Origin of the sequence: Streptomyces sp. ITFR-6 (assembly GCF_031844725.1) — a bacterium.
Taxonomy (GTDB): domain Bacteria; phylum Actinomycetota; class Actinomycetes; order Streptomycetales; family Streptomycetaceae; genus Streptomyces.
Genome location: NZ_CP134614.1, coordinates 98,183 through 122,350 on the forward strand (window position 1 = coordinate 98,183; position 24,168 = coordinate 122,350).

Below are 24,168 nucleotides of genomic sequence, written 5' to 3' on the forward strand. Positions count from 1 at the left end.
ACCGGGTTCTCACTCAAGACGCCCCACCAAATTCGCCGTCGATCATTCTGAAGAGTTCGTCGGCTGTTGCCGACTCAAGCGCGTCGGCCTCGCCGTCGCCCGAGGGTTCGTCGGTGTCGCTCGCGGCAGCCCATTTCTCTGCCAGTGCCCGCAGGCGCCGTTGCACGGTGTCGTCCGCGGCCGGGCCGGAGCCGGCCAGTCTGTCGAGGGTCCGCTCCAGTTGTTCGATCTCGTCGAGGGCCGTGTGGGCGTCCGGTTCCGGGTTCGACGGACCGGAGGTGGCGGTGTCGTCCGGTGCGGTGTCCGGGACGAATTCGGCCAGCAGGTACTCCACGAGCGCTGCCGGTGTCGGGTAGTCGAAGATGAGCGTCGCGGGCAGCCGGGTGCCGATCATGGTGCCCATCCGGTTGCGCAGTTCGATGGCGGTGAGGGAGTCGAAGCCCTGGAAGGCCTGTTCCGGTTCGATGTCCTGGGCCGACTCGTGTCCGAGGACGGCGGCCGCCTGTTCGCAGACCAGGTCGATCAGGTGGTCGACGCGGTCGGCGGCGGGCATGGTGCTCAGCCGGTCCGCGAGTGCGGCGGCCGGTTCCGTGGTGGCCGCGGTTGCGGCCTGGGGGCGCCGTGGTGCGGCGTTGCCCGCGAGGTGGCGCAGCATCGGGGGTACGGGTCCGGCGGTGAACGCCTGCGGAGAGGTGTCCAGGCGCATCGGGAGCAGGGCGGCCTCGCCGGCGGTCAGGGCGAAGTCGAGCAGGCTGAGGCCCGCTTGCGCGTCGAGCGGCCGGAGCCCGGCCTGCTCCATGCGGGAGAGGTCGGTTTCGGTGAGGTGTCCGGTCATGCCCCGGTCGGCCACCCACGGCCCCCAGGCCAGCGAAACGGCGGGGACGCCCCGGTGGCGTGCCCAGCGGGCGAACTCGTCGAGGAAGGCGTTCGCGGCCGCGTAGTTGGCCTGGCCGGCGCCGCCCAGGGTGCCGGCCGCGCCCGAGAAGAGGACGAGGGCCGCGAGGTCGGCGTCCTTCGTCAGCTCGTACAGGTTGAGGGCCGCGTCCGCCTTGGGCCGCAGGGTGGTGTCCAGGCGTTCGGGGGTGAGGAAGGGGATGACCCCGTCGTCGACCACCCCGGCGACGTGCACGACCGCGGTGAGCGGGTGTGCCGCCTCGACGGTGGCGAGGGTGCGGGCCAGTGCGGCCCGGTCGGCCGCGTCGCACGCCTCGATCCGTACGTGTGCGCCGAGCTCTTCGAGTTCGGTGACAAGGTCGGCCGCGCCCTCGGCCTCCGGTCCCCTGCGGCTGGTGAGCAGCAGGTGGCGGGCGCCGTACTGTTCGACGAGGTGGCGGGCCACGTAGTGGCCGAGGCCTCCGGTGCCGCCGGTGACCAGGACGGTGCCGTCCGGGTCGGGGCGCCGGGGCAGGGTGAGTACCACCTTGCCGATGTGCCGGGCCTGGCTGATCTGCCGGTACGCCTCCGGTGCCCGGCGCACGTCCCAGGTGGTCAGCGGCAGCGGGCTGAGTGCTCCCGCTTCGATGAGGTCCAGTACCTCGGTGAGCATCTCTCCGATGCGTTCGGGTCCGGCCTCGATGAGGTCGAAGGCCGCGTAGGTCACGCCCGGGTGTGCCCCGGTGATGCTTTCCGGGGTGCGGATGTCGGTCTTGCCCATTTCGAGGAACCGGCCGCCGCAGCTGAGCAGCCGCAGTGAGGCGTCCACGTATTCACGGGCCAGCGAGTTGAGTACGACGTCGATGCCGCCGGTTCCGGCCGTTTTACGGAAGCGCTCCTCGAAGTCCAGGTCACGGGAGGAGGCGAGGTGGGCGTCGTCGATGCCGAGGGAGCGCAGGGTGTCGTGTTTGCCCTGGCTCGCGGTGCCGAACACCTCGGCTCCGAGGTGCCGGGCGAGCTGGGCGGCGGCCATGCCCACGCCGCCCGCGGCGGCGTGCACGAGGACCGACTCGCCGGGCTTGAGCCCCGCCAGGTCCACCAGTGCGTAGTAGGCGGTCAGGAAGACCACCGGGACGGACGCGGCCCGGTCGAAGGACCAGCCTTCGGGTATCGGGGCGATCATTCTCCGGTCCGCGACCGCGACCGGTCCGAACGCCTTGCCGAACATGCCGAGTACGCGGTCGCCCGGTGCGTATCCGGTGACCTCCGGGCCCACCTCGGTGATGACTCCGGCGCCTTCGACGCCCATCGGGCCGGGTTCGCCGGGGTACATGTCGAGTGCGTTCAGTACGTCCCTGAAGTTGAGTCCGGCGGCCCGTACCGCCACCCGGACCTGGCCCGGTCCGAGCGGTTCCAGCGGCTCGGGGTCGGCGGCGAGGGTGAGGTTCGCCAGGCTGCCCCGGCCGGTGCTGTCCAGCCGCCAGGCCTCGGCGCCCGCCGGGGGCAGCAGGGCGCCGTCCGGGGCGGGACGCACGAGCCGTGCGGCGCGTATCGCGCCGTCGCGGATGACGACCTGGGGTTCGTCCGACGCGAGGAGCGCGTCGAACAGGCCGGCCGACGCGTCGGCGGGCGGTTCGTTCTCGTCGAGGTCCACGAGCACGAACCGGCCGGGGTCCTCGGACTGGGCCGAGCGGACCAGGCCCCACACGGCGGCGGCCGCCGGATCGCCCGGTCCTGCGGGATCGCCGGCCGCGACGGCGCCCCGGGTCACCAGGACGAGCCGTGCGGAGGTGAACCTGCTGTCCGCGAGCCAGCGCTGGAGCAGGGCGAGAACGCGGACGGTGAGGGCCCTGGTGTCGGCCGCGATCGTGTCGGTGGTGGCCGCACCGGGGGTGTGCGCCGTCGCACCGGAGCACGGTACGAACAGCACATCGGGGAGCGGTCCTTCGGCGCCCAGCGCGTCCAGGTCGGGGACGAGGCGCGCTGTCAGCGCGTCCGCCAGCCCCGCTCCGTGGCGCCCGGTGTCCTCGTCGCCGAGGACCGCCCACGGCCTGCCCGCGGCCGGGCTGTCACCGGGGACCGGCATGGTCACGGGCAGCCAGTCGAGCCGGAACACGTCCTGCGGGTATGCCGTGGTGCGTGAGGAGGCGTGCAGTTGCCCAGCCGACACCTGGCGCATCGCCAGGGATTCCACGTGGGCGACCGGCTGTCCCGTACCGTCCGCGATGGCCAGGGACAGCGCGTCGGGCCCGGCCTGCGTCAGCCGTACGCGCAGGCTCGACGCGCCGGAGGCGTACAGGCAGACACCGGACCAGGAGAACGGCAGTCTGCTGCGGCCGCTGCCGTCGAGTGCGACGAACGTCAGCGCCTGCAGTGCCGCGTCGAGCAGCGGCGGGTGCAGCCCGTACGCGGCGGCATCGGCGGCGTGCGGCTCGGTCAGAGCGACCTCCGCGAACACCTCGTCCCCGGCGCGCCAGGCCCGCCGCAACCCCTGGAACGAGGGGCCGTAGGCGAATCCGCCCTGCCGGTACATCTCGTAGAAGTCGGATACGTCGATGGTCTCGGCGCCGGGCGGCGGCCAGGAGGCGAGGTCGAACGCCGGTTCCGGCCGGCCGCCGCCGAGGAGTCCCGTGGCGTGCAGGGTCCACGGGACTTCGGCCGACGCGTCGTCGGGGCGTGCGTGCAGCTTCAGCGGGCGCAGGCCGGACGCATCGGGAGCGCCCACCTGGAGCTGGAGCTGCACCGTGCCGTCGGCCGGCAGCACCAGCGGGGACGCCAGCGTCAGTTCCTCCACCCGGTCGCAACCGACCTCGTCGGCCGCCCGGATCGCCAGTTCGAGGAATCCGGTGCCGGGGAAGAGGATGGTGCCCATGACCTCGTGGTCGGCGAGCCACGGCAGATCCCCTACGCCGATCCGCGCGGTGAACAGCCGTCCGTCGTCCCCGGCCAGCGCCACGGCGGCGCCGAGCAGCGGGTGCCCGGCGTCAGCGAGCCCGGCCGCCGACACGTCACCGGGCCGCGCAACCGGGGCCTGCGGCCAGTAGCGCTGGTGCTGGAAGGCGTAGGTGGGCAGGTCAACGGTGCGGGCGCCGGTCGGCGCGTAGAAGGCTGCCCAGTCGACGTCGGCGCCATCAGCCCAGAGCCGGGCCAGTGCGGTGACGACGGTGGTGGGCTCGGACTGCTTACGGTTCAGCGCCGCCACCGCGAGCGAGTCGCCGTCGTACGTCTCGTCGACGGCACCGATCAGCGTGGCGTCCGGGCCCAGCTCCAGGAACCTGGTGACACCGGAGGACTTCAGGTGAGTGATCGCGTCCGCGAAGCGGACCGTCCCCCGCACCTGGTCGACCCAGTACGACGCGGTGAACCCGGAGACCGGCTCACCCGTCAGCGTCGAGACGATCGGGATGCGCGGAGCCTCGTACGTCACCGCGTCAGCCGCCGCACCGAACGCGTCCAGCATCGGGTCCATCAACACCGAGTGGAACGCATGGCTGACCTCCAGCCACCGTGCCTGGCGGCCATCGAAGGCAGCCGACGAAGCGACCGCCTCAACCGCTTCACGGGCACCCGACAGGACGACCTGGCCCGGAGCGTTCACCGCAGCCACGGAGACGCCCTCGACCAGGAACGGTGCGACCTCATCGGGCGTCGCCCGAACCGCCCACATCGCACCACCAGCAGGCAGCGCCTGCATCAACCCGGCACGCGCGGCGACCAGCTTGCACGCGTCGGCCAGCGAGAACACCCCGGACACGTGCGCGGCGGCCAGCTCACCCACCGAATGACCGACCAGATAATCCGGCCTGACACCCCACGACTCAAGAAGCCGGAACAACGCCACCTCGACCGCGAACAACGCCGGCTGCGCCCAACCCGTTCGTCCGAGAGCCTCCGCGTCGGTGAGCATCACCTCGCGCAGCGGCCGGTCCAGCAGACCGTCGAAGTGCGCGCACACCGCATCCAGCGCGGTCTCGAAGACCGGGAAGGCCTCCACCAGCTCGCGGCCCATGCCGAGCCGCTGGCCGCCCTGGCCCGAGAACACGAACCCGGTGGGGGCCGTGCGGGCCCGGCCGGTGGCGGTGCGCGGTGTGGGTTCACCGGCCGCCAGGGCCGTCAGTGCCGTCCGCAGCTCATCGGCGTCGGCACCGACAACGACGGCTCGGTGCTCCATTGCCGCGCGGGCCGTCGCCAGCGACAGGCCGACGTCGACCGCCTCCGGCCCGTCCACCCCGGAGGCCAGCCGCGCCGCCTGTGCGGTGAGCGCGGTGCCCGTCTTCGCGGACACCACCCACGGCACCGCCGGAAGCTCGGCGTCCGGGACCGTGGCCGGTGCCCGTGCGACGTCGGGCGCCTCCTCGATGATCACGTGGGCGTTCGTCCCGCTGATGCCGAACGACGACACGCCCGCGCGCCTCGGCCGGTCGCCGCGCGGCCACGGACGGGCCTCGGACAGCAGCTCCACGGCGCCGGACGACCAGTCGACGTGTGTCGACGGCTCGTTCACGTGCAGGGTGCCGGGCAGTACCTCGTGCCGCATCGCCAGCACCATCTTGATCAGACCGGCGACACCGGCGGCGGCCTGGGTGTGGCCGATGTTCGACTTCACCGAGCCCAGCCACAGCGGACGGTCCGCGGGCCGGTCCTGGCCGTACGTGGCGAGCAGGGCCTGCGCCTCGATCGGGTCGCCGAGCGAGGTGCCCGTGCCGTGCGCCTCGACCGCGTCCACGTCTGCCGACGACAGTCCGGCGGTGGCCAGTGCCTGCCGGATGACACGCTGCTGGGAGGGGCCGTTGGGGGCGGTGAGCCCGTTCGAGGCACCGTCCTGGTTTGTGGCGCTTCCGGTGACGAGGGCGAGCACCTCGTGGCCGTTGCGGCGGGCGTCCGAGAGCCGTTCGAGGACGAGGACGCCGACGCCCTCGGCCCAGCCGGTGCCGTCGGCCTCGTCGGAGAACGCCTTGCACCGGCCGTCGACGGCCAGTCCGTGCTGACGGCTGAAGCTCACGAACGGGGTGGGCGTGGAGATGAGCGTGACACCGCTGGCGAGGGCGAGGTCGCACTCGTCGCCGCGCAGCGCCTGTGACGCCAGGTGGAGGGCGACGAGCGAGGACGAGCAGGCCGTGTCGACGGTGACCGCCGGGCCTTCCAGTCCGAGGGTGTAGGCGACCCGGCCGGACAGGACGCTGGATGCGTTCCCGGTCATGAAGTAGCCGTCCGCACCCTGCGGGGACGCCATCAGCAGACCGCCGTAGTCGGAGCCGTTGCTGCCGGCGAACATGCCGGTCCGGCTGCCCGCCAGGGACAGCGGGTCGATGCCCGCCCGCTCGGTGGCCTCCCAGGCGGTCTCCAGGAGCAGCCGCTGCTGCGGGTCCATGGCGAGGGCCTCACGCGGGTTGATGCCGAAGAGCGCGGCGTCGAACTCACCGATGCCGTGGACGAATCCGCCGTGCCGGGTGTACGTCGTGCCCGCCTTGTCGGGGTCGGGATCGTAGACCGATTCGATGTCCCAGCCCCGGTCGTCCGGGAAGTCGGATATCGCGTCGACGCCCTCGGACAGCAGCTGCCAGAGGTCCTCCGGCGAGGAGACGCCGCCGGGCAGCCGGCAGCTCATGCCGACGATGGCGATCGGGTCGTGGTCCTGGCCGCCGTCGGACGGGAGCGGGCCGGCGGACGCCGGTTCGGCGGCGCCGGCGAGAGCGCCGACGAGTTCCTGGCGCAGCAGGCGTGTGAGCGCGCCCGGGGTGGGATGGTCGAAGATCAGCGTGGCGGGCAGGCGGAGCCCGGTGGCCGAGTTGAGCCGGTTGCGCAGTTCGATCGCCGTGAGCGAGTCGAAGCCGATGTCGGAGAACACGTGCGTGGGTTCCACGTCGGTCGGCGTGGCGAAGCCGAGGACCGCGGCGACGTGGCCGCGCACCAGGTCGAGCAGTTCGCGTTCCCGCTCGGCCTCGGTGAGCCCGGCCAGCCGGGCGGCGAGCGAGTCGGGGCCGGCCGCGGTGGCGTCGGTACTCGCCGTCTCCAGGGCCCTGCGGGCTTCCGGGATTCCGTCGAGGAGTGTGCTGCGGCGGCTCGCCGTGAAGGCGGGCGCGTAGATGTCCCAGTCGATGGAGGCGACGGTGAGCGTGGCGTCCCCGTCACCGACCGCCTGCCGCAGTACGGCGACGGCGGGGTCGGGGGCCAGCGAGTGGACGCCGCCCTTGCGCTGCCGGGCCTCGACGGCCGCGCTGTCCGCCATGCCGGCGTCGGACCAGGGGCCCCACGCGATCGAGGTGGCGGCGAGTCCGTCGGCCCGCCGGTGCTCGGCGAGGGCGTCGAGCACCGCGTTGGCGGCCGCGTAGTTCGCCTGCCCGGGGCCGCCCCAGATACCGGCGGTGGAGGCGAACAGGACGAACGCGTCGAGTTCCGGGACGAGTTCGCGGGTGAGCTCGTCCAAGAGCAGCGCGGCGCCCGCCTTGGGTGCCATGACCGCGGCGATGCGTTCGGGGCTGAGCGCGTCGAGGATGCCGTCCTCCAGGACACCGGCCGCGTGTACGACGGCCGTCAGTGGGGCCGTCGCGCCGTTGCATGTGCCGAGCAGCGCGGCGACCTGTTCGCGGTCGGCCAGGTCGCAGGCCGCGAGGGTGACCCTGGCGCCGAGGGCCTCCAGTTCGCGGGCGAGGTCCGGTGCGCCGGGCGCGTCCGCGCCTCTGCGACTGGTCAGCACCAGGTGCTCGGCGCCGTTCCCGGCCGCCCAGCGGGCCATCCGGGCGCCGATCGCGCCGGTGCCGCCGGTGATCAGGACGGTGCCCGAGGGCTCCCATGCCGCGTCCGCGTCGGCCGGGCGCGGGGCGCGCACGAGCCGGCGTCCGAAGAGGCCCGATGCGCGCAGGGCGATCTGGTCCTCGTCGGCCGCGACGATCGCGTTGAGCAGCCGCCGCGCGGAACGTGCGTCGGCCTCGTCCGGTACGTCGACCAGTCCGCCCCAGCGGTCCGGGTGTTCCAGCGCGGCGACTCGTCCGAGTCCCCACACCGCCGCCTGGCCGGGCCTGGTCACCGTGTCCCAGCGGGCGGCCGAGACCGCCCCGGAGGTCAGCGTCCACAGCGGTGCGGCGAAGCCGGCGTCACCCAGAGCCTGCAGAAGTACGGCGGTCATCCCCAGGCCGCGCGGCAGTCCGGGCAGTCCGTCGGTGGCGCGCTCGTCCCAGGCCAGCAGCGATACGACTCCGGCGAGCTCGTCGGCGCCGGTGAGGCCGGCGAGCCGGGCGGCGAGGGCCGTCCGGTCCAGCACGGTCCCGTCCAGCCGCAGCGGCCGGACGGTCGCGCCCCGCGCGGTCAGCTCCTGGGCGATGGTGTCGGCCCAGGCCCGTGCGGCGGTGTCGGTGCCCTCGGGGCCGTGGGCGCCCTCGGACGTCACCACCAGCCAGTCCCCGGTGAGCGGCTCGCCGTCCGCCGGGGTCAGCGGCTTCCAGTTGACCTGGTAGCGCCAGGAGTCGGTGGTGTCCTGCTCCCGCTGCTTGCGCCGCCAGTCGGCCAGCGCGGGCAGCAACGGATCGATGAGCGCACTGTCCGCACCCAGCGTGCCGGCCAGCGCATCCACATCGGCCCGCTCCACCGCCGCCCAGAACGCACGGTCAGCAGCAGTGCCCTCATCCCCGGACACCACCGCCTCGGTCTCGAACTCCGGCCAGTAGGACTGATGCTGGAACGCATACGTGGGCAGGTCCACGGTCACGGGCCGGGCGCCGTCGGGGAAGGCGGCCGACCAGTCGACGTCCACGCCGCGCACCCACAGCTCTGCCACCCCGGCCAGGAAACGGTCCAGACCGCCGTCATCCCGGCGCAGCGAACCGGTGACGACACTGCCGTCCACGATCTCCTCGACGGCGGCGGTCAGTACGGGGTGCGAGGAGGCCTCGACGAAGACTCCGTAACCCTCCCCGCTCAGCTTCTCGATCGCCTCGGAGAACCGAACCCGCGAGCGCAGATTCGTGAACCAGTACCCGCCATCCATCCCGGAACCGTCCACCAGTTCGCCGGTCACCGTCGACATCAACGGGATGTCACCCGCACGCGGGGAGACCCCGGCCAGCTCGACCGCCAGATCCGCCTCCAGCACATCCATCGCAGCCGAGTGCGAGGCGTAATCCACCGCGATCCGCCGCGCCCGCAACCCCTGCCCCCCGCACTCGGCAACCAGCTCGTCCAGAGCAACGGCCTCACCCGAGACCACCACCTGCGACGGACCATTCACCGCAGCCACCGACACCCGGCCCGCCCACGAACCAAGCAACTCCTCCACCCGCTCCACCGACGCCGCCACCGACGCCATACCGCCCGCACCCGCCACCGCCGCAATCGCCCGGCTCCGCAAGCACACCACCCGCGCCGCATCCTCCAACGACAACACCCCCGCCACACACGCGGCAGCGATCTCACCCTGCGAATGCCCCACCACCGCAGCCGGCACCACACCGAACGAACGCCACAACGCCGCCAACGACACCATCACCGCAAACGACACCGGCTGCACCACATCCACCGCATCCAACGACGGCGCACCCGGCGCCCCATTCAGTACCTCCGTCAACGACCAGTCCACATAAGCGGACAACGCCAACTCACACTCCGCCAGCCGCGCCGCGAACACCGGCGACGACTCCGCCAACTCGACCGCCATACCCGCCCACTGCGCCCCCTGACCAGGGAACACAAACACCGTCCGACCCACCGGACCCGCAACCCCGGACACCACCCGCCCCGAAGGCTCACCCACAGCCAACGCGGCCAGAGCGGACACCGGCTCCCCCACCACAACCGCCCGGTGCTCGAACCGCGCCCGGGACGACACCAACGACCACCCGACACCCACCGGATCAGTGCCGTCCGCCAGCGGACGCAGCGCCTCGGCCTGACCCCGCAGCGCGGCAGCACTCCGCCCCGACAGAATCCACGGCACCACCGACGGCGTCCCGGAAACCGTCCCCCCGGCCTCCGCCTCCTCCGGCACCTCTTCAAGGATCACGTGGGCGTTCGTCCCGCTCATCCCGAACGCCGACACAGCCGCACGCCTCGGCCGCTCACCACGCGGCCACTCCCGCGCCTCGGCCAGCAGCTCCACCGCACCCGCCGACCAGTCCACATGCGACGACGGCGTACCCAAATGCAGCGACTTCGGCATCAACCCGTGCCGCATCGCCTGCACCATCTTGATCACACCAGCCACACCGGCCGCAGCCTGCGCATGGCCGATATTCGACTTGATCGAGCCCAGCCACAGCGGAGCGTCGTCCGGCCGGTCCTGACCGTACGTGGCAAGCACCGCCTGCGCCTCGATCGGGTCACCCAGCGAGGTACCCGTACCATGCGCCTCGACCACATCCACGTCCGAGGAGGCCAGCCGCGCGTTGGCCAGCGCCTGCCGGATCACCCGCTGCTGCGACGGGCCGTTGGGGGCGGTGAGGCCGTTCGACGCACCGTCCTGGTTCACGGCGGAGCCGCGTACCACCGCCAGCACCTGGTGGCCGTTGGCGCGTGCGTCCGACAGCCGCTCCAGGAGCAGCATGCCCACGCCCTCGCCCCAGCTCGCTCCGTCGGCGTCGTCGGAGAACGGCTTGGAGCGGCCGTCCTCGGCGAGTGCGCGCTGACGGCTGAACTCGATCAGCGAGATCGGGGTGGACATGACCGTCACACCGCCGGCGAGCGCCATCGTGCAGTCGCCCTCCCGCAGTGCCTGGCATGCCGAGTGCAGCGCGACCAGGGAGGAGGAGCAGGCCGTGTCGATGGTGATCGCCGGGCCTTCGAGACCGAAGGAGTACGCGACCCGGCCGGACAGGACGCTGAGCGAGTTGCCGGTGCCGAGGAATCCCTCGGAACTCTCCTTGGCCGCCGCGAGCATGCCGCCGTAGTCCTGGTAGGTCACACCGGCGAAGACGCCGGTGCTGCTGCCACGCATGGTGTGGACGTCGAGGCCGGCCTGTTCCATCGCCTCCCAGGAGATCTCCAGGAGCAGCCGCTGCTGGGGGTCCATGGAGACGGCCTCACGCGGGCTGATGCCGAAGAACGTGGCGTCGAACTGGCTCGCGTCGTGCAGGAACCCGCCCTCGTGGACGTAGCAGGTGCCCGGATTGTCCGGGTCGGGGTCGTACAGCGCGTCCAGGTCCCAGCCCCGGTCGGTCGGGAAGCCGGAGATCGCGTCGGTGCCGTCGGCGACGAGCCGCCACAGGTCGTGGGCGGTGTGGATGCCCCCGGGGTACCGGCAGCTCATGCCGATGATGGCGATGGGGTCGTCGCGGCCCACGGTCGCACCGGACCGGGCCGGTGCGGTGGCGGGTTCGGGCCCGCCGAGCAGCTCGTCGCGGAGGTGGTCGACCAGGGCGCGGGGCGTCGGATAGTCGAAGACGAGCGTCGCGGGCAGCCGCAGGCCGGTCTCCTCCGCGAGCGCCTCGCGCAGTTCGACGGCGGTGAGGGAGGTGAAGCCGAGATCGCGGAACGGCAGCTCCGCGTTCATCGTCTGCGTACGGGGCTGGTCGAGCACGATCGAGGCGCGGCGGCGCACGATCTCCAGCAGGTCGTCGCGCTGCTCGTTCCGGGGCAGCGCGGCGAGCCGGTCGCGGAGTGCCTGGCCGCCTCCGGACACGGCGGCCGCGGCCTTGCGGCGGGCGACGGGGCGTGGCGACGAAGCGTCCGCCTCTGCCTCGGGGGCCTTGGCCGTCCCGTCCCCCGTCGGGGCGGAGAGCGGGGCGCCATCATAGGGGCGCAGGGTCAGCGCGTCGGTGGTCAGGACGAGTTCGCCGGAGGTGTCGGCGACGGTGACGGTGTACGCGCCCTCCGCCGTGCCCGGGGTGATCGCGACGCGCAGCAGGGACGCGCCGCTCGCGTGCAGGGTGATGCCGCTCCAGACGAACGGGAGCCGGCCCGCTCCTGCGGCGCTCTCGTCGTACGACAGGGCCTGGAGCGCCGCGTCGAGCACGGCGGGGTGCAGGCCGAACCGGTCTGCCTCGCCGCGGAACTCGTCACCGAGGACGACCTCGGCGAACAGTTCCCCGTCCCGCCGCCAGACGGCGGTCAGCCCCTGATAGACGTCTCCGTAGCCGAAGCCGCCGGCGGCGCGGGCCGCGTAGTGGCCGTCGATGTCGACGGCGGTGGCCCCGGCGGGCGGCCAGGCGGCGAGTCCGGTGTGCTGTCGTCCGGACGCGGTGCCGAGGACGCCGCTCGCGTGCCGAATCCACGGCATTTCATCGCTGCGGGAACCGACGCGGGAGCTGATGCGGAACGAACGGCTGCCGGCCGGGTCCGCGTTGTCGACGATGACCTGCAACTGGACCGCTTGCCGTTCCGGCAGGACCAGCGGGGCCTCCAGGACGAGTTCCTCGATCCGGTCGCAGGCCAGATGGTCACCGGCACGGACGGCGAGTTCCACGTATCCGGTGCCGGGGAAGATCGCCTCTCCCGCGACCTGGTGCTCGGCGATCCACGGGTGGGTGCGGGCGGAGATCCGGCCGGTGAACACGTGCCCGTCGCCGTCGGAGAGCTCCACCGCCGCGCTGAGCAGCGGGTGCTTGAGCGGCTCGGCCCCGAGAGCACCGGCGTCCGAGACACCGGGCGCGCCGTCGAGCCAGTAGCGCTGGTGCTGGAATGCGTAGGTGGGCAGGTCGACGGTGCGGGCGCCGGTGGGTGCGTAGAAGGCTGCCCAGTCGACGTCGGCGCCGTCGGCCCAGAGCCGGGCCAGTGCGGTGACGACGGTGGCGGGCTCGGACTGCTTACGGTTCAGCGCCGCCACCACGAGCGCGTCCTCATCCGCCTCACTGATCGCACCCACCAGACCCGCATCCGGGCCCAGCTCCAGGAACCGCCCAACACCCAGGGACTTCAGGTGGGTGATCGCGTCGGCGAACCGGACAGTCCCCCGGACCTGGTCGACCCAGTACGACGCGGTGAACCCGGAGACCGGCTCACCCGTCAGCGTCGAGACGATCGGGATGCGCGGAGCCTCGTACGTCACCGCGTCAGCCGCCGCACCGAACTCGTCCAGCATCGGGTCCATCAACACCGAGTGGAACGCGTGGCTGACCTCAAGCCACCGCCCCTGCCGGTCAGCAAGACCACTCGCTACCGCCTCGACCGCCTCACGAGCACCCGACAACACCACCTGTCCCGGAGCGTTCACCGCAGCCACGGAGACACCATCGGCCAGGAACGGTGCGACCTCATCGGGCGTCGCCCGCACCGCCCACATCGCACCACCAGCAGGCAACGCCTGCATCAACGCGGCACGCGCGGCCACCAGCTTGCACGCATCAGCCAGCGAGAACACCCCAGCAACGTGCGCGGCAGCCAGCTCACCCACCGAATGACCGACCAGATAATCCGGCCTGACACCCCACGACTCAAGAAGCCGGAACAACGCCACCTCAACCGCGAACAACGCGGGCTGCGCCCAACCCGTGGACTTCAACGCCTCAGCGTCGGTGAACATCACCTCACGCAGACCGTCGAAGTGCCCACACACCTCATCCAACGCAGCCGCGAACACCGGGAAAGCCTCGGCCAACTCCCGGCCCATACCGACCCGCTGACCACCCTGACCCGAGAACACGAACCCCGTGGGGGCCGTGCGGGAGACGCCCGACACCATTCCCGGCGTCGGTTCACCGGCGGCCAGTGCTTCCAGTCGCGTACGGAGTGCCCCGGCGTCGCTGCCGAGGACGACCGCGCGGTGTTCCAGGGACGAGCGGGTGGTGGCCAGAGAGAGGCCGACGTCGGTCGTGTCCAGGTCCGTCACGGCAGCGGCGAGTCGGCCGGCCTGTGCGGCCAGCCCCTCCGCCGAGCGTGCCGACACGGCCCAGGGCACCACCGGCAGGGTGGAGTCCGCAGCCGACACCGGCGACTGAGCGGCGGCGGGTGCTTCTTCGACGATCACGTGCGCGTTGGTGCCGCTGACTCCGAACGCGGACACACCCGCGCGGCGCGTGCGCTCGCCGCGGGGCCACTGCCTGGTCTCGGCCAGCAGCTCCACCGCGCCTGCCGACCAGTCCACGTGCGAGGACGGAGTGTCGGCGTACAGCGTTCTGGGCAGCTCGGCGTGGTGCAGCGCGAGCACCATCTTCATGATGCCCGCGACACCCGCCGCGGCCTGCGTGTGCCCGATGTTGGACTTGATCGAGCCGAGCCACAGCGGCTGCTGGTCCTCGGGCCGGTCCTGGCCGTACGTGGCGAGCAGGGCCTGCGCCTCGATCGGGTCACCGAGCGAGGTGCCCGTGCCGTGGGCCTCCACCACGTCCACGTCCGCAGGCTCCAGCCGCGCGTTCGCGAGGGCCTGCCGGATGACGCGCTGCTGGGAGGGACCGTTCGGCGCCGTCAGTCCGTTGGACGCGCCGTCCTGGTTGACCGCGCTGCCGCGCACGACCGCCAGCACCTGGTGGCCGTTGCGCTGCGCGTCCGAGAGGCGTTCCACCAGGAGCAGGCCGACGCCCTCGCTCCAGCCGGTGCCGTCGGCGTCGTCGGAGAACGCCTTGCAGCGGCCGTCGGTGGCGAGTCCGCCCTGGTGGGCGAAGTCGATGAAGGCGTCCGGGCCCGCGATGACGGTGACACCGCCGGCGAGGGCGAGTGAGCACTCCCCCGACCTGAGCGCCTGCACGGCGAGGTGGAGGGCGACGAGCGAGGAGGAGCAGGCCGTGTCGACGGTGACGGCCGGGCCTTCCAGCCCGAGCGCGTACGAGATCCGGCCGGACATCACGCTGCCCGAGTTGCCGGTGATCAGGTGGCCGCCGACCCCGTCGGGCACGTCGTTCACCCGGCTGAGGTAGCCGGAGCTGCCGGCGCCGACGAAGACGCCGACCTTGTCGCCCTTCAGGGACAGCGGGGCGATGCCCGCACGCTCCAGGGACTCCCAGGCGACTTCGAGGAGCAGCCGCTGCTGCGGGTCCATGGCGAGGGCCTCACGCGGCGAGATGCCGAAGAAGGCGGCGTCGAAGTCCGCGGCACCGGACAGGAAGCCGCCCTCACGGGTGAAGGCGGACCCTGCGGCGTCGAGGGCGTCCAGATCCCAGCCTCGGTCGGCGGGGAACGGGGTGATGGCGTCGGCCGCTCCGGAGATCACCTGCCACAGGCTCTGCGGGTCCGTGACGCCGCCGGGGAAGCGGCAGCCCATCGAGACGATCGCGACCGGTTCGTCGAGAGCCGCGTGGACGGCTTCGACCCGTTCGTGGCTCTGCTCGGTGCCCAGCAGCCGGTCGACGAGGAAGTCGGCGAGTACCGCGGCGGTGGGGTGGTCGAAGACCAGGGTGGCGGGCAGCGGCAGGCCGGTCGCCACGCGCAGCCGGTCACGGAACTCGACCGCGGTGAGCGAGTCGAACCCGAGGTCGCGGAAGGCGTTCTCCGGCTCGATGGCCGCGGCGCCCGCGTGACCGAGGACCGTGGCGGCCTCGCCGCGTACGAGTTCGAGGACACGGCGGCGCTGCTCCCGGTCGTCGAGGCCGCGCAGTCCCTCGCGCAGGACGGCGGTGGTGTCGTCCCCGTCGGTGGCGCCGCCGTCGCCTCGGTCATCGGCGGGGGCGGTGCCGAATGCGGCCAGCAGCGCGCTGGACCGGCGCAGGGTGAAGCTCGGCAGGAAGCGGTCCCAGTCGACGTCCGCGACCGACACGCAGGGCTCGTCGCCACAGAGCGCCGACTCCAGTGCGGCCATCGCGTCATCGGGCGACAGGACCGGCAGTCCGCGTCTGCGCAGATCGTCCTGGGCGCCCTCGGCGGCGGCCATGCCACCGCCGTCCCACGGCCCCCAGGCGACCGAGGTGGCGACCCTGCCCCGGCCCCGGCGCCGGATCGCGAGGGCGTCGAGGTAGGCGTTGGCTGCCGCGTATCCGCTCTGGCCGCCGCTGCCCCAGGTGGCCGCGATGGAGGAGTAGAGCACGAACGCGTCGAGGTCGCGGTCTCCGAGCAGCGCGTCGAGGTTCGCCGCCCCGGCCGCCTTCGCGCCCAGCATCGCGGCGAGGCAGTCGGCGTCGGTGCCGCCCAGGGCCATGGCCCGGGTCTGGCCGGCGGCGTGGAAGACGGACCGGATGGCGGGCCCTGCGGCCTCGATCAGGGCGACGGCCTCCGCGAGGGACGAACGGTCGGCGAGGTCGCAGCCGGCGAGGGTGACGGTCACCCCGCGCGCTTCCAGTTCCGCACGCAGTTCGGGGGCGCCCGGGGCGCCCTCACCGCGACGGCTGACGAGCGCGATGTGCTGTGCGCCCCGGTCCACCGCCCAGCGGGCCAGCCGGGCGCCGAGCGCGCCGGTGCCGCCGGTGATCAGGACCGTGCCGGAGGGCATCCATCCGGCGCCGGTGTTCTCCATCGACGCGGACACGAGCCGCCGTCCGAGCACGGCCCCGCCGCGCACGGCCAGCTGGTCCTCGTCCCCGGCGCTGCCCGCCAGTACTTCCACCAGCCGGGCGAGCGCACCGCCCGCCGGCCGTTCCGGGACGTCGACGAGACCGCCCCAGCGCTCAGGCTCCTCCAGGGCGACGACGCGGCCCAGGCCCCAGACGGCCGCCCGCAACGGATGCGAGAGTTCGTCACCCGCTGCGGTGGACACCGCCCCCGACGTCACGGACCACACCTGGGCATCCGTCCCGGCGTCAGTCAGGGCCTGCACCAGCGTGGTCGTGGCCGTCAGACCGTACGCGAGACCGGGGCGGCCCACGTGTTCCCGCTCGTCCTGACCGAGGAACGACACCACGCGCGTCCGGCCGGAGGACGCGGCGGCCCCGGTGAACTCCGCGAGGCGAGCGGCCAGTGCCGCCCGGTCCAGCTCCATGGGCTCCAGTCGGAGCCGGGTGACCCGGGCGCCGCGCGCCGCCAGGTCCTCGGCGAGGGCTCCCGCCCAGGGGTCGTCGCCGTCCGTCGGCTCCGACTCCACGATCAGCCAACTCCCGGACACATCAACGCTGTTGGCCGGTCCGGTCGGCGTCCAGCCGATCCGGTATCCGAGCCGTTCCAGGTCGGCGCGCTCGCTCCGGCGCCGCTGCCAGGTGCTGAGGGCCCTCAGCACCTGGTCCGGATCGGCATCGGGTGCGACGCCGAGCGACTGCGTGAACGCGCCCAGGTCACCGCCCTCGACGATCTCCCAGAACGCGGCGTCCGCACCGCTGGTGGCGGGGACGGGGGCGGGCTCGGACGGCCGGAGCTGGTGGCGCGGCCAGTAGCGCTGGTGCTGGAAGGCGTAGGTGGGCAGGTCGACGGTGCGGGCGCCGGTCGGCGCGTAGAAGGCTGCCCAGTCGACGTCGGCGCCGTCGGCCCAGAGGCGGGCCAGGGCCTCGACGGCGGTGGTGGGCTCGGACCGCTTACGGTTCAGCGCCGCCACCGCGAGCGAATCGCCGTCGTACGTCTCGTCGACGGCACCGATCAGCGTGGCGTCCGGGCCCAGCTCCAGGAACCTGGTGACACCGGAGGACTTCAGGTGAGTGATCGCGTCCGCGAAGCGGACCGTCCCCCGCACCTGGTCCACCCAGTACGACGCGGTGAACCCGGAGACCGGCTCACCCGTCAGCGTCGACACGATCGGGATGCGCGGAGCCTCATACGTCACCGCGTCAGCCGCCGCACCGAACGCGTCCAGCATCGGGTCCATCAACACCGAGTGGAACGCGTGACTGACCTCCAGCCACCGCCCCTGCCGGTCAGACAGAGCGCCCGCTACCGCCTCAACCGCTTCACGAGCACCCGACAGCACCACCTGACCGGGAGCGTTCACCGCAGCCACGGACACACCATCGCCCTCGACCAGCAGCGGAGTGACCTCGTCGAGCGTCGCCCGAACCGCCCACATCGCACCACCAGCAGGCAACGCCTGCATCAACCCGGCACGCGCCGACACCAGCTTGCAGGCATCCGCCAGCGAGAACACCCCGGACACATGCGCAGCCGCCAGCTCACCCACCGAATGACCCACCAGGTAGTCCGGGCGCACCCCCCACGACTCAAGAAGCCGGAACAACGCCACCTCGACCGCGAACAACGCCGGCTGCGCCCAACCCGTTCGTCCGAGAGCCTCCGCGTCGGTGAACATCACCTCACGCAGACCATCGAAGTGCGCACACACCTCATGCAGAGCGGCTGCGAACACCGGGAAGGACTCGGCCAGCTCCCGGCCCATACCGACCCGCTGACCACCCTGACCCGAGAACACGAACCCGGTCAGACCGTCCCGGGCCACCACCGGCACCAGCGCCTCGCCCAGCCGCGCACGCAGCTCGTCAGCGTCCACGCCGAGCACGACGGCGCGGTGCTCCAGCGCCGCCCGGGTCGTCGCCAGCGACAGGCCGACATCGACCGCGTCCAGGCCCTCCACACCGGAAGCCAGCCGCTGCACCTGACCTTCCACGCCCGCCGCAGACTTCGACGACACCAGCCAGGGGATCACCGGAAGCGCGACGTCCGGCACCGTGGCCGGTGTGTACACGGCGGCAGGAATCTCTTCGATGATCACGTGTGCGTTTGTCCCGCTGACGCCGAAAGCGGACACACCCGCCCGCCTAGGCCGGTCACCGGGCGCCCAGTCCCGTGCCTCGGCCAGCAACTCCACCGCACCGTCCGACCAGTCCACGTGCGAGGACGGGGTACCGACGTGCAACGACTGCGGCAACACACCGTGCCGCATCGCCAGAATCATCTTCATCACACCCGCGACACCCGCCGCAGCCTGCGTGTGACCAATGTTCGACTTCACCGAACCCAACCACAACGGCTGGTCCGCAGGCCGGTCCTGGCCATACGTGGCCAGCAACGCCTGCGCCTCGATCGGGTCACCCAACGAGGTGCCCGTGCCGTGCGCCTCGACCGCGTCCACCTCAGCGCCCGACAACCCCGCATTGGCCAGCGCCTGCCGAATCACCCGCTGCTGCGAAGGACCGTTCGGCGCCGTCAGACCATTGGACGCACCGTCCTGGTTCACGGCCGAACCGCGCAACACCGCCAAAACCTGGTGCCCGCTGCGTCGGGCGTCCGACAACCGCTCCAGGACCAGAACGCCCGCGCCCTCGCCCCAGCCCGTACCGTCCGCATCGTCCGAGAACGCCTTGCACCGGCCGTCCCCGGCCAGACCACCCTGCCGCTCGAACTCCACGAACGCACCCGGCGTCGACATCACCGTCACACCACCGGCCAGCGCAAGATCACACTCACCCGACCGCAACGCCTGCGCCGCAAGATGAAGAGCCACCAACGACGACGAACACGCCGTATCAATAGTCACGGCCGGACCCTCAAGCCCGAGTGCGTACGAGACCCGCCCGGACAGGACACTGCCCGAGCTTCCCGTCCCGCCGTAACCATCAGCGGGCTCCCCCGCCAGCGCCAGTGCCGCCGGGTAGTCCTGGCCGTTCGTCCCCGCGAAGACCCCGACCGGCAGACCACGCAACGAGAACGGCGCGATACCCGACCGCTCCAGCGACTCCCACACCACCTCAAGCAGCAACCGCTGCTGCGGATCCATCGCCAGTGCCTCACGCGGCGAGATCCCGAACAGACCGGCATCGAAATCCGCCACACCCTCGACGAACCCACCGACCCGGGCATAGTCACCACCGACGCCGCTGATCAGCTCCCAGCCACGATCCGCGGGGAACCCACCCATCGCATCCGTGCCCTCAGCCAGCAGCCGCCACAACTCCTCCGGCGAATCCACCGCACCCGGGAACCGGCAACCCATCCCCACCACAACCACCGGATCATCACCATCAACCTGACGCGCCGCCACCACACCCAGCGCCGCACCCTCCTCCTCCACACCGAACAGCCGGGACAGCAGTTCATCGGTCAGTGCCTCGACGGACGGGTAGTCGAACACCACGGTCGAGGGCAGTTTCAGACCGGAAGTCGTGGTCAGGGCGTTACGGAGTTCCACCGCCATCAGTGAGTCGAGACCCAGATCGCGGAATGCCGTGGACATCCCGACGGCCGCCGGATCCTCGAACCCCAGCACCGCTGCGGCCAGCGACCGCACGGTCTCCATGAACGTCTTCCGACGGACAGCGGGTGACAGGCCGACGAACCGCTCCCTCAATGCGCCGGCTCCGGCGTCGGCGCGCGGCACAGGCGTGGTCGTGCTGCGTGGCGCGACCTCGTCCCACAGACGGTTCGCCCGCAACGCGGTCATCCCGGGAACGAAACGCTCCCACTCCACATCAACAACCGTCACACAACCCGAAGCAGACCCCAGCACGCCCAAGGCGGAGTCGGGGTCGAGCGGCCTTACCCCACCACGCTCCATCCGGGCCAACACCGTGACGTCATCAGCCATACCACCCTCGGCCCACGGACCCCACGCAATGGACGAACCCACCAGACCCTGACCCCGGCGGAAGTCCACCAACCCGTCCAGCGCAGCATTCGCCGCCGCATACGCACCCTGACCCGCACCACCCCACACACCCGCAGCCGACGAAAACACCACAAACGCATCCAGCTCCCGACCGAGCGAAGCATGATGCAGATTCCACGCACCCCCCGCCTTCGCCCCCCACACCCCGGACACCCGCTCAGCCGTCAGACCATCCACCACACCGTCGTCCAACACCCCCGCCGTATGCACCACCGCCGAAAACTCGAACCGGGCGAAAAGCTCCTCCACCTCCTCCCGCACACCCACATCACACGCCACCACATCCACCACAGCACCCAACGCCTGCAACTCACCCACCAGCTCCGCCGCACCAACGGACTCCGTCCCACGACGGCCCACCAACACCACACGCTCAGCACCCCGGCCCACCACCCACCGCGCGACCCGGGCACCCAACGCACCCAAACCACCCGTCACCAACACCGTCCCCGACGGCGACCACACCACACCCCCAGGCCGGCCAGGACCGAGCCGACGCCCCAGCACCGTCCCACCACGCACCGCAACCTCATCCTCATCACCGAAACCACCGGCCAGCACCTCCACCAGCCGCCCCACCGCACCCCCCACCAGCACCTCCGGCACATCGACCAACCCACCCCAACGCCCCGGCTCCTCCAAAGCCACCACCCGACCCAGACCCCACACACCAGCCCGCACCGGACGCGCAACCACATCACCCGCACCCACCGAAACCGCACCCGACGTCACCGACCACACCGGAACGTCAACACCGGCATCACCCAACGCCTGCACCAACACCACAGACCCCACAACACCCCCGGCCCCCGACTCCACCTGACCCAGGAACGACACCACCCGCCCAACACCCGCAAACTCCCCAAGACGGCTTAGCCAGAACCGCCCGCTCCAAACCCTCCGCATCCAAAACCAACCGGGACACCTCCGCACCCCGACCCGTCAGCTCATCCGCCAACGCAGCCGCCCACACATCCTCAACACCACCCGGCTCAACAATCAGCCACCCACCCGACACCCCAACACCAGCACCAACACCAGCACCCAACGGCGCCCACGACACCTCATAACGCAGCCTGTCCGCTACCTCACGCTCACGTTGCCGACGCTGCCACGCCGAGAACGCCGGCAACGTCTCCCGCAACGGCGCCCCGACATCCACACCGAACTCCGCCGCGAACAACTCACCATCACCACGCTCCACCGCATCCCAGAACACCGCATCAACAGCAGCCGACGCCACCACCGGCTCCCGCCGCACACTCGGCCAGAAACGCTGACGCTGAAACGCATACGTAGGCAGGTCGACGGTGCGGGCGCCGGTGGGCCCGTAGAACGACGCCCAGTCGACATCCGCGCCGTCCGCCCACAGCCCGGCCAACGCGGTCACCGCCGTATGCGCCTCGGGCCTGTCCCTACGCAGCATCGAGACAGCGAACACCGCATCGTCAGCCGCCTCACCGATCGCACCGACCAAGGACGCATCCGGCCCAACCTCCACCAGACGCGCCACCCCCAGTGCCCTCAGCCGGGAAACGGCATCCGAGAAACGAACCGTCCCCCGCACCTGATCCACCCAGTACGACGCGGTGAACTCGGAGACCAGCTCACCCGTCAGCGTCGATACGACGGGTATCTCGGGGCTGCGCATCTCCAGCGCATCGGCCGCCGCACGGAACGCGTCCAGCATCGGGTCCATCAACACCGAGTGGAACGCGTGACTGACCTCCAGCCACCGCCCCTGCCGGTCAGACAGAGCGCCCGCTACCGCCTCAACCGCTTCACGAGCACCCGACAGCACCACCTGACCGGGAGCGTTCACCGCAGCCACGGACACACCATCGCCCTCGACCAGCAGCGGAGTGACCTCCTCCACCGTCGCCCGAACCGCCCACATCGCACCACCAGCAGGCAACGCCTGCATCAACCCGGCACGCGCCGACACCAGCTTGCAGGCATCCGCCAGCGAGAACACCCCGGACACATGCGCAGCCGCCAGCTCACCCACCGAATGACCCACCAGATAATCCGGCCTGACACCCCACGACTCCACCAGCCGGAACAACGCCACCTCGACCGCGAACAACGCCGGCTGCGCCCAACCCGTCGACTTCAACGCCTCCGCATCGGTGAACATCACCTCACGCAGACCATCAAAATGCGCGCACACCTCATCCAACGCAGCCGCGAACACCGGGAAAGCCTCCGCCAACTCCCGCCCCATACCGACCCGCTGACCACCCTGACCCGAGAACACGAACCCGGTCAGACCGTCCCGGGCCACCACCGGCACCAGCGCCTCGCCCAGCCGCGCACGCAGCTCGTCAGCGTCCACGCCGAGCACGACGGCGCGGTGCTCCAGCGCCGCCCGGGTCGTCGCCAGCGACAGGCCGACATCGACCGCGTCCAGGCCCTCCACACCGGAAGCCAGCCGCTGCACCTGACCTTCCACGCCCGCCGCAGACTTCGACGACACCAGCCAGGGGATCACCGGAAGCGCCAGCCGCTCCAGCCGCTCCTGCGGTTCCTGCGGCTCGTCGGCCGAGTCCGAGACCGCGGCCTCCTCGGCGATCGGCTCCTCTTCGATGATCACGTGGGCGTTCGTCCCGCTGACGCCGAAAGCGGACACACCCGCCCGCCTCGGCCGGTCACCGGGCGCCCACTCCCGCGCCTCGGCCAGCAACTCCACCGCACCGTCCGACCAGTCGACATGGGTCGACGGCGTCTGCGCGTGCAGTGTCTTCGGCAGCATGCCGTGCCGCATCGCCAGGACCATCTTCATGACGCCCGCGACGCCTGCGGCCGCCTGCGTGTGCCCGATGTTCGACTTGATCGAGCCCAGCCACAGCGGCTGGTCCGCGGGCCGGTCCTGGCCGTAGGTGGCCAGCAGGGCCTGGGCCTCGATCGGGTCACCCAGCTTGGTACCCGTACCGTGCGCCTCCACCACGTCCACATCCGCCGACGAGAGACGCGCACTGGCCAGCGCCTGCCGAATCACCCGCTGCTGCGAAGGACCGTTCGGCGCCGTCAGACCATTGGACGCACCGTCCTGGTTCACGGCCGAACCGCGCAACACCGCCAAAACCTGGTGCCCGCTGCGTCGGGCGTCCGACAACCGCTCCAGGACCAGAACGCCCGCGCCCTCGCCCCAGCCCGTACCGTCCGCATCGTCCGAGAACGCCTTGCACCGGCCGTCCCCGGCCAGACCACCCTGCCGCTCGAACTCCACGAACGCACCCGGCGTCGACATCACCGTCACACCACCGGCCAGCGCAAGATCACACTCACCCGACCGCAACGCCTGCGCCGCAAGATGAAGAGCCACCAACGACGACGAGCACGCCGTATCAATAGTCACGGCCGGACCCTCAAGCCCGAGTGCGTACGAGATACGGCCGGACAGGACGCTGCCGGCGCTGCCGGTCATGATGTAGCCGCCGACGCCTTCCTCGGCGCCCAGGAGGATGTCGTAGCGGGACGGGGAGCCGCCCATGAAGACGCCGACCTTCTCGCCCTTCGTGGACATCGGAGCGATGCCCGCGCGCTCCAGCGACTCCCACACGAGCTCAAGGAGCAGCCGCTGCTGGGGGTCCATGGCCAGTGCCTCGCGCGGCGAGATGCCGAAGAGCGCGGCGTCGAAGTCGGCCACGTCACCCAGGAATCCGCCCTGGGTGGTGGGGCCGACGCCGGGCAGGTCGAGGTCCCAGCCACGGTCGCGCGGAACGGGAGACATCGCGTCCACGCCGTCCTCGACGAGCCGCCACAGGTCGTCGGACGAGCGGACGCCGCCCGGGAAGCGGCAGCTCATCGCGACGACCGCGATGGGTTCCCGCGCCGCGTCCTCCACTTCACGGAGCCGCTTGCGCGTCTCGTGAAGGTCGGCCGTCGTCCACTTGAGATAGTCGCGAAGCTTGTCCTCGTTCACCGTACGGACCGTCTCCTGTTGGCGTCGCCACGGGAGA

Annotated in this window: 2 protein-coding genes and 3 pseudogenes; all 5 read right to left on the bottom strand. The window is 71.7% G+C overall.

Annotated elements, in window-relative coordinates:
- Positions 1–13: 13 nt before the first annotated feature.
- The gene (locus RLT59_RS39565; RefSeq protein WP_399127166.1) at positions 14–835 is read right to left on the bottom strand and encodes a phosphopantetheine-binding protein; all 822 of its coding nucleotides are present in this window, start codon (positions 833–835) and stop codon (positions 14–16) included.
- A gap of 75 nt (positions 836–910) precedes the next feature.
- A pseudogene (locus RLT59_RS39570) lies at positions 911–1,477 on the bottom strand (SDR family NAD(P)-dependent oxidoreductase); the annotation flags it as partial.
- Positions 1,472–2,182, bottom strand: a pseudogene (locus tag RLT59_RS39575) (zinc-binding dehydrogenase); the annotation flags it as partial. The pseudogenes RLT59_RS39570 and RLT59_RS39575, both read right to left, overlap by 6 nt.
- Positions 2,165–21,046 (bottom strand): annotated as a pseudogene (locus RLT59_RS38680) (type I polyketide synthase); the annotation flags it as partial. The pseudogenes RLT59_RS38680 and RLT59_RS39575, both read right to left, overlap by 18 nt.
- On the bottom strand, positions 20,967–24,131 hold the full coding sequence (locus tag RLT59_RS38690; protein WP_311308160.1) for a type I polyketide synthase: 3,165 nt from the start codon (positions 24,129–24,131) through the stop codon (positions 20,967–20,969). The gene RLT59_RS38690 and the pseudogene RLT59_RS38680, both read right to left, overlap by 80 nt.
- Positions 24,132–24,168 lie beyond the last annotated feature (37 nt).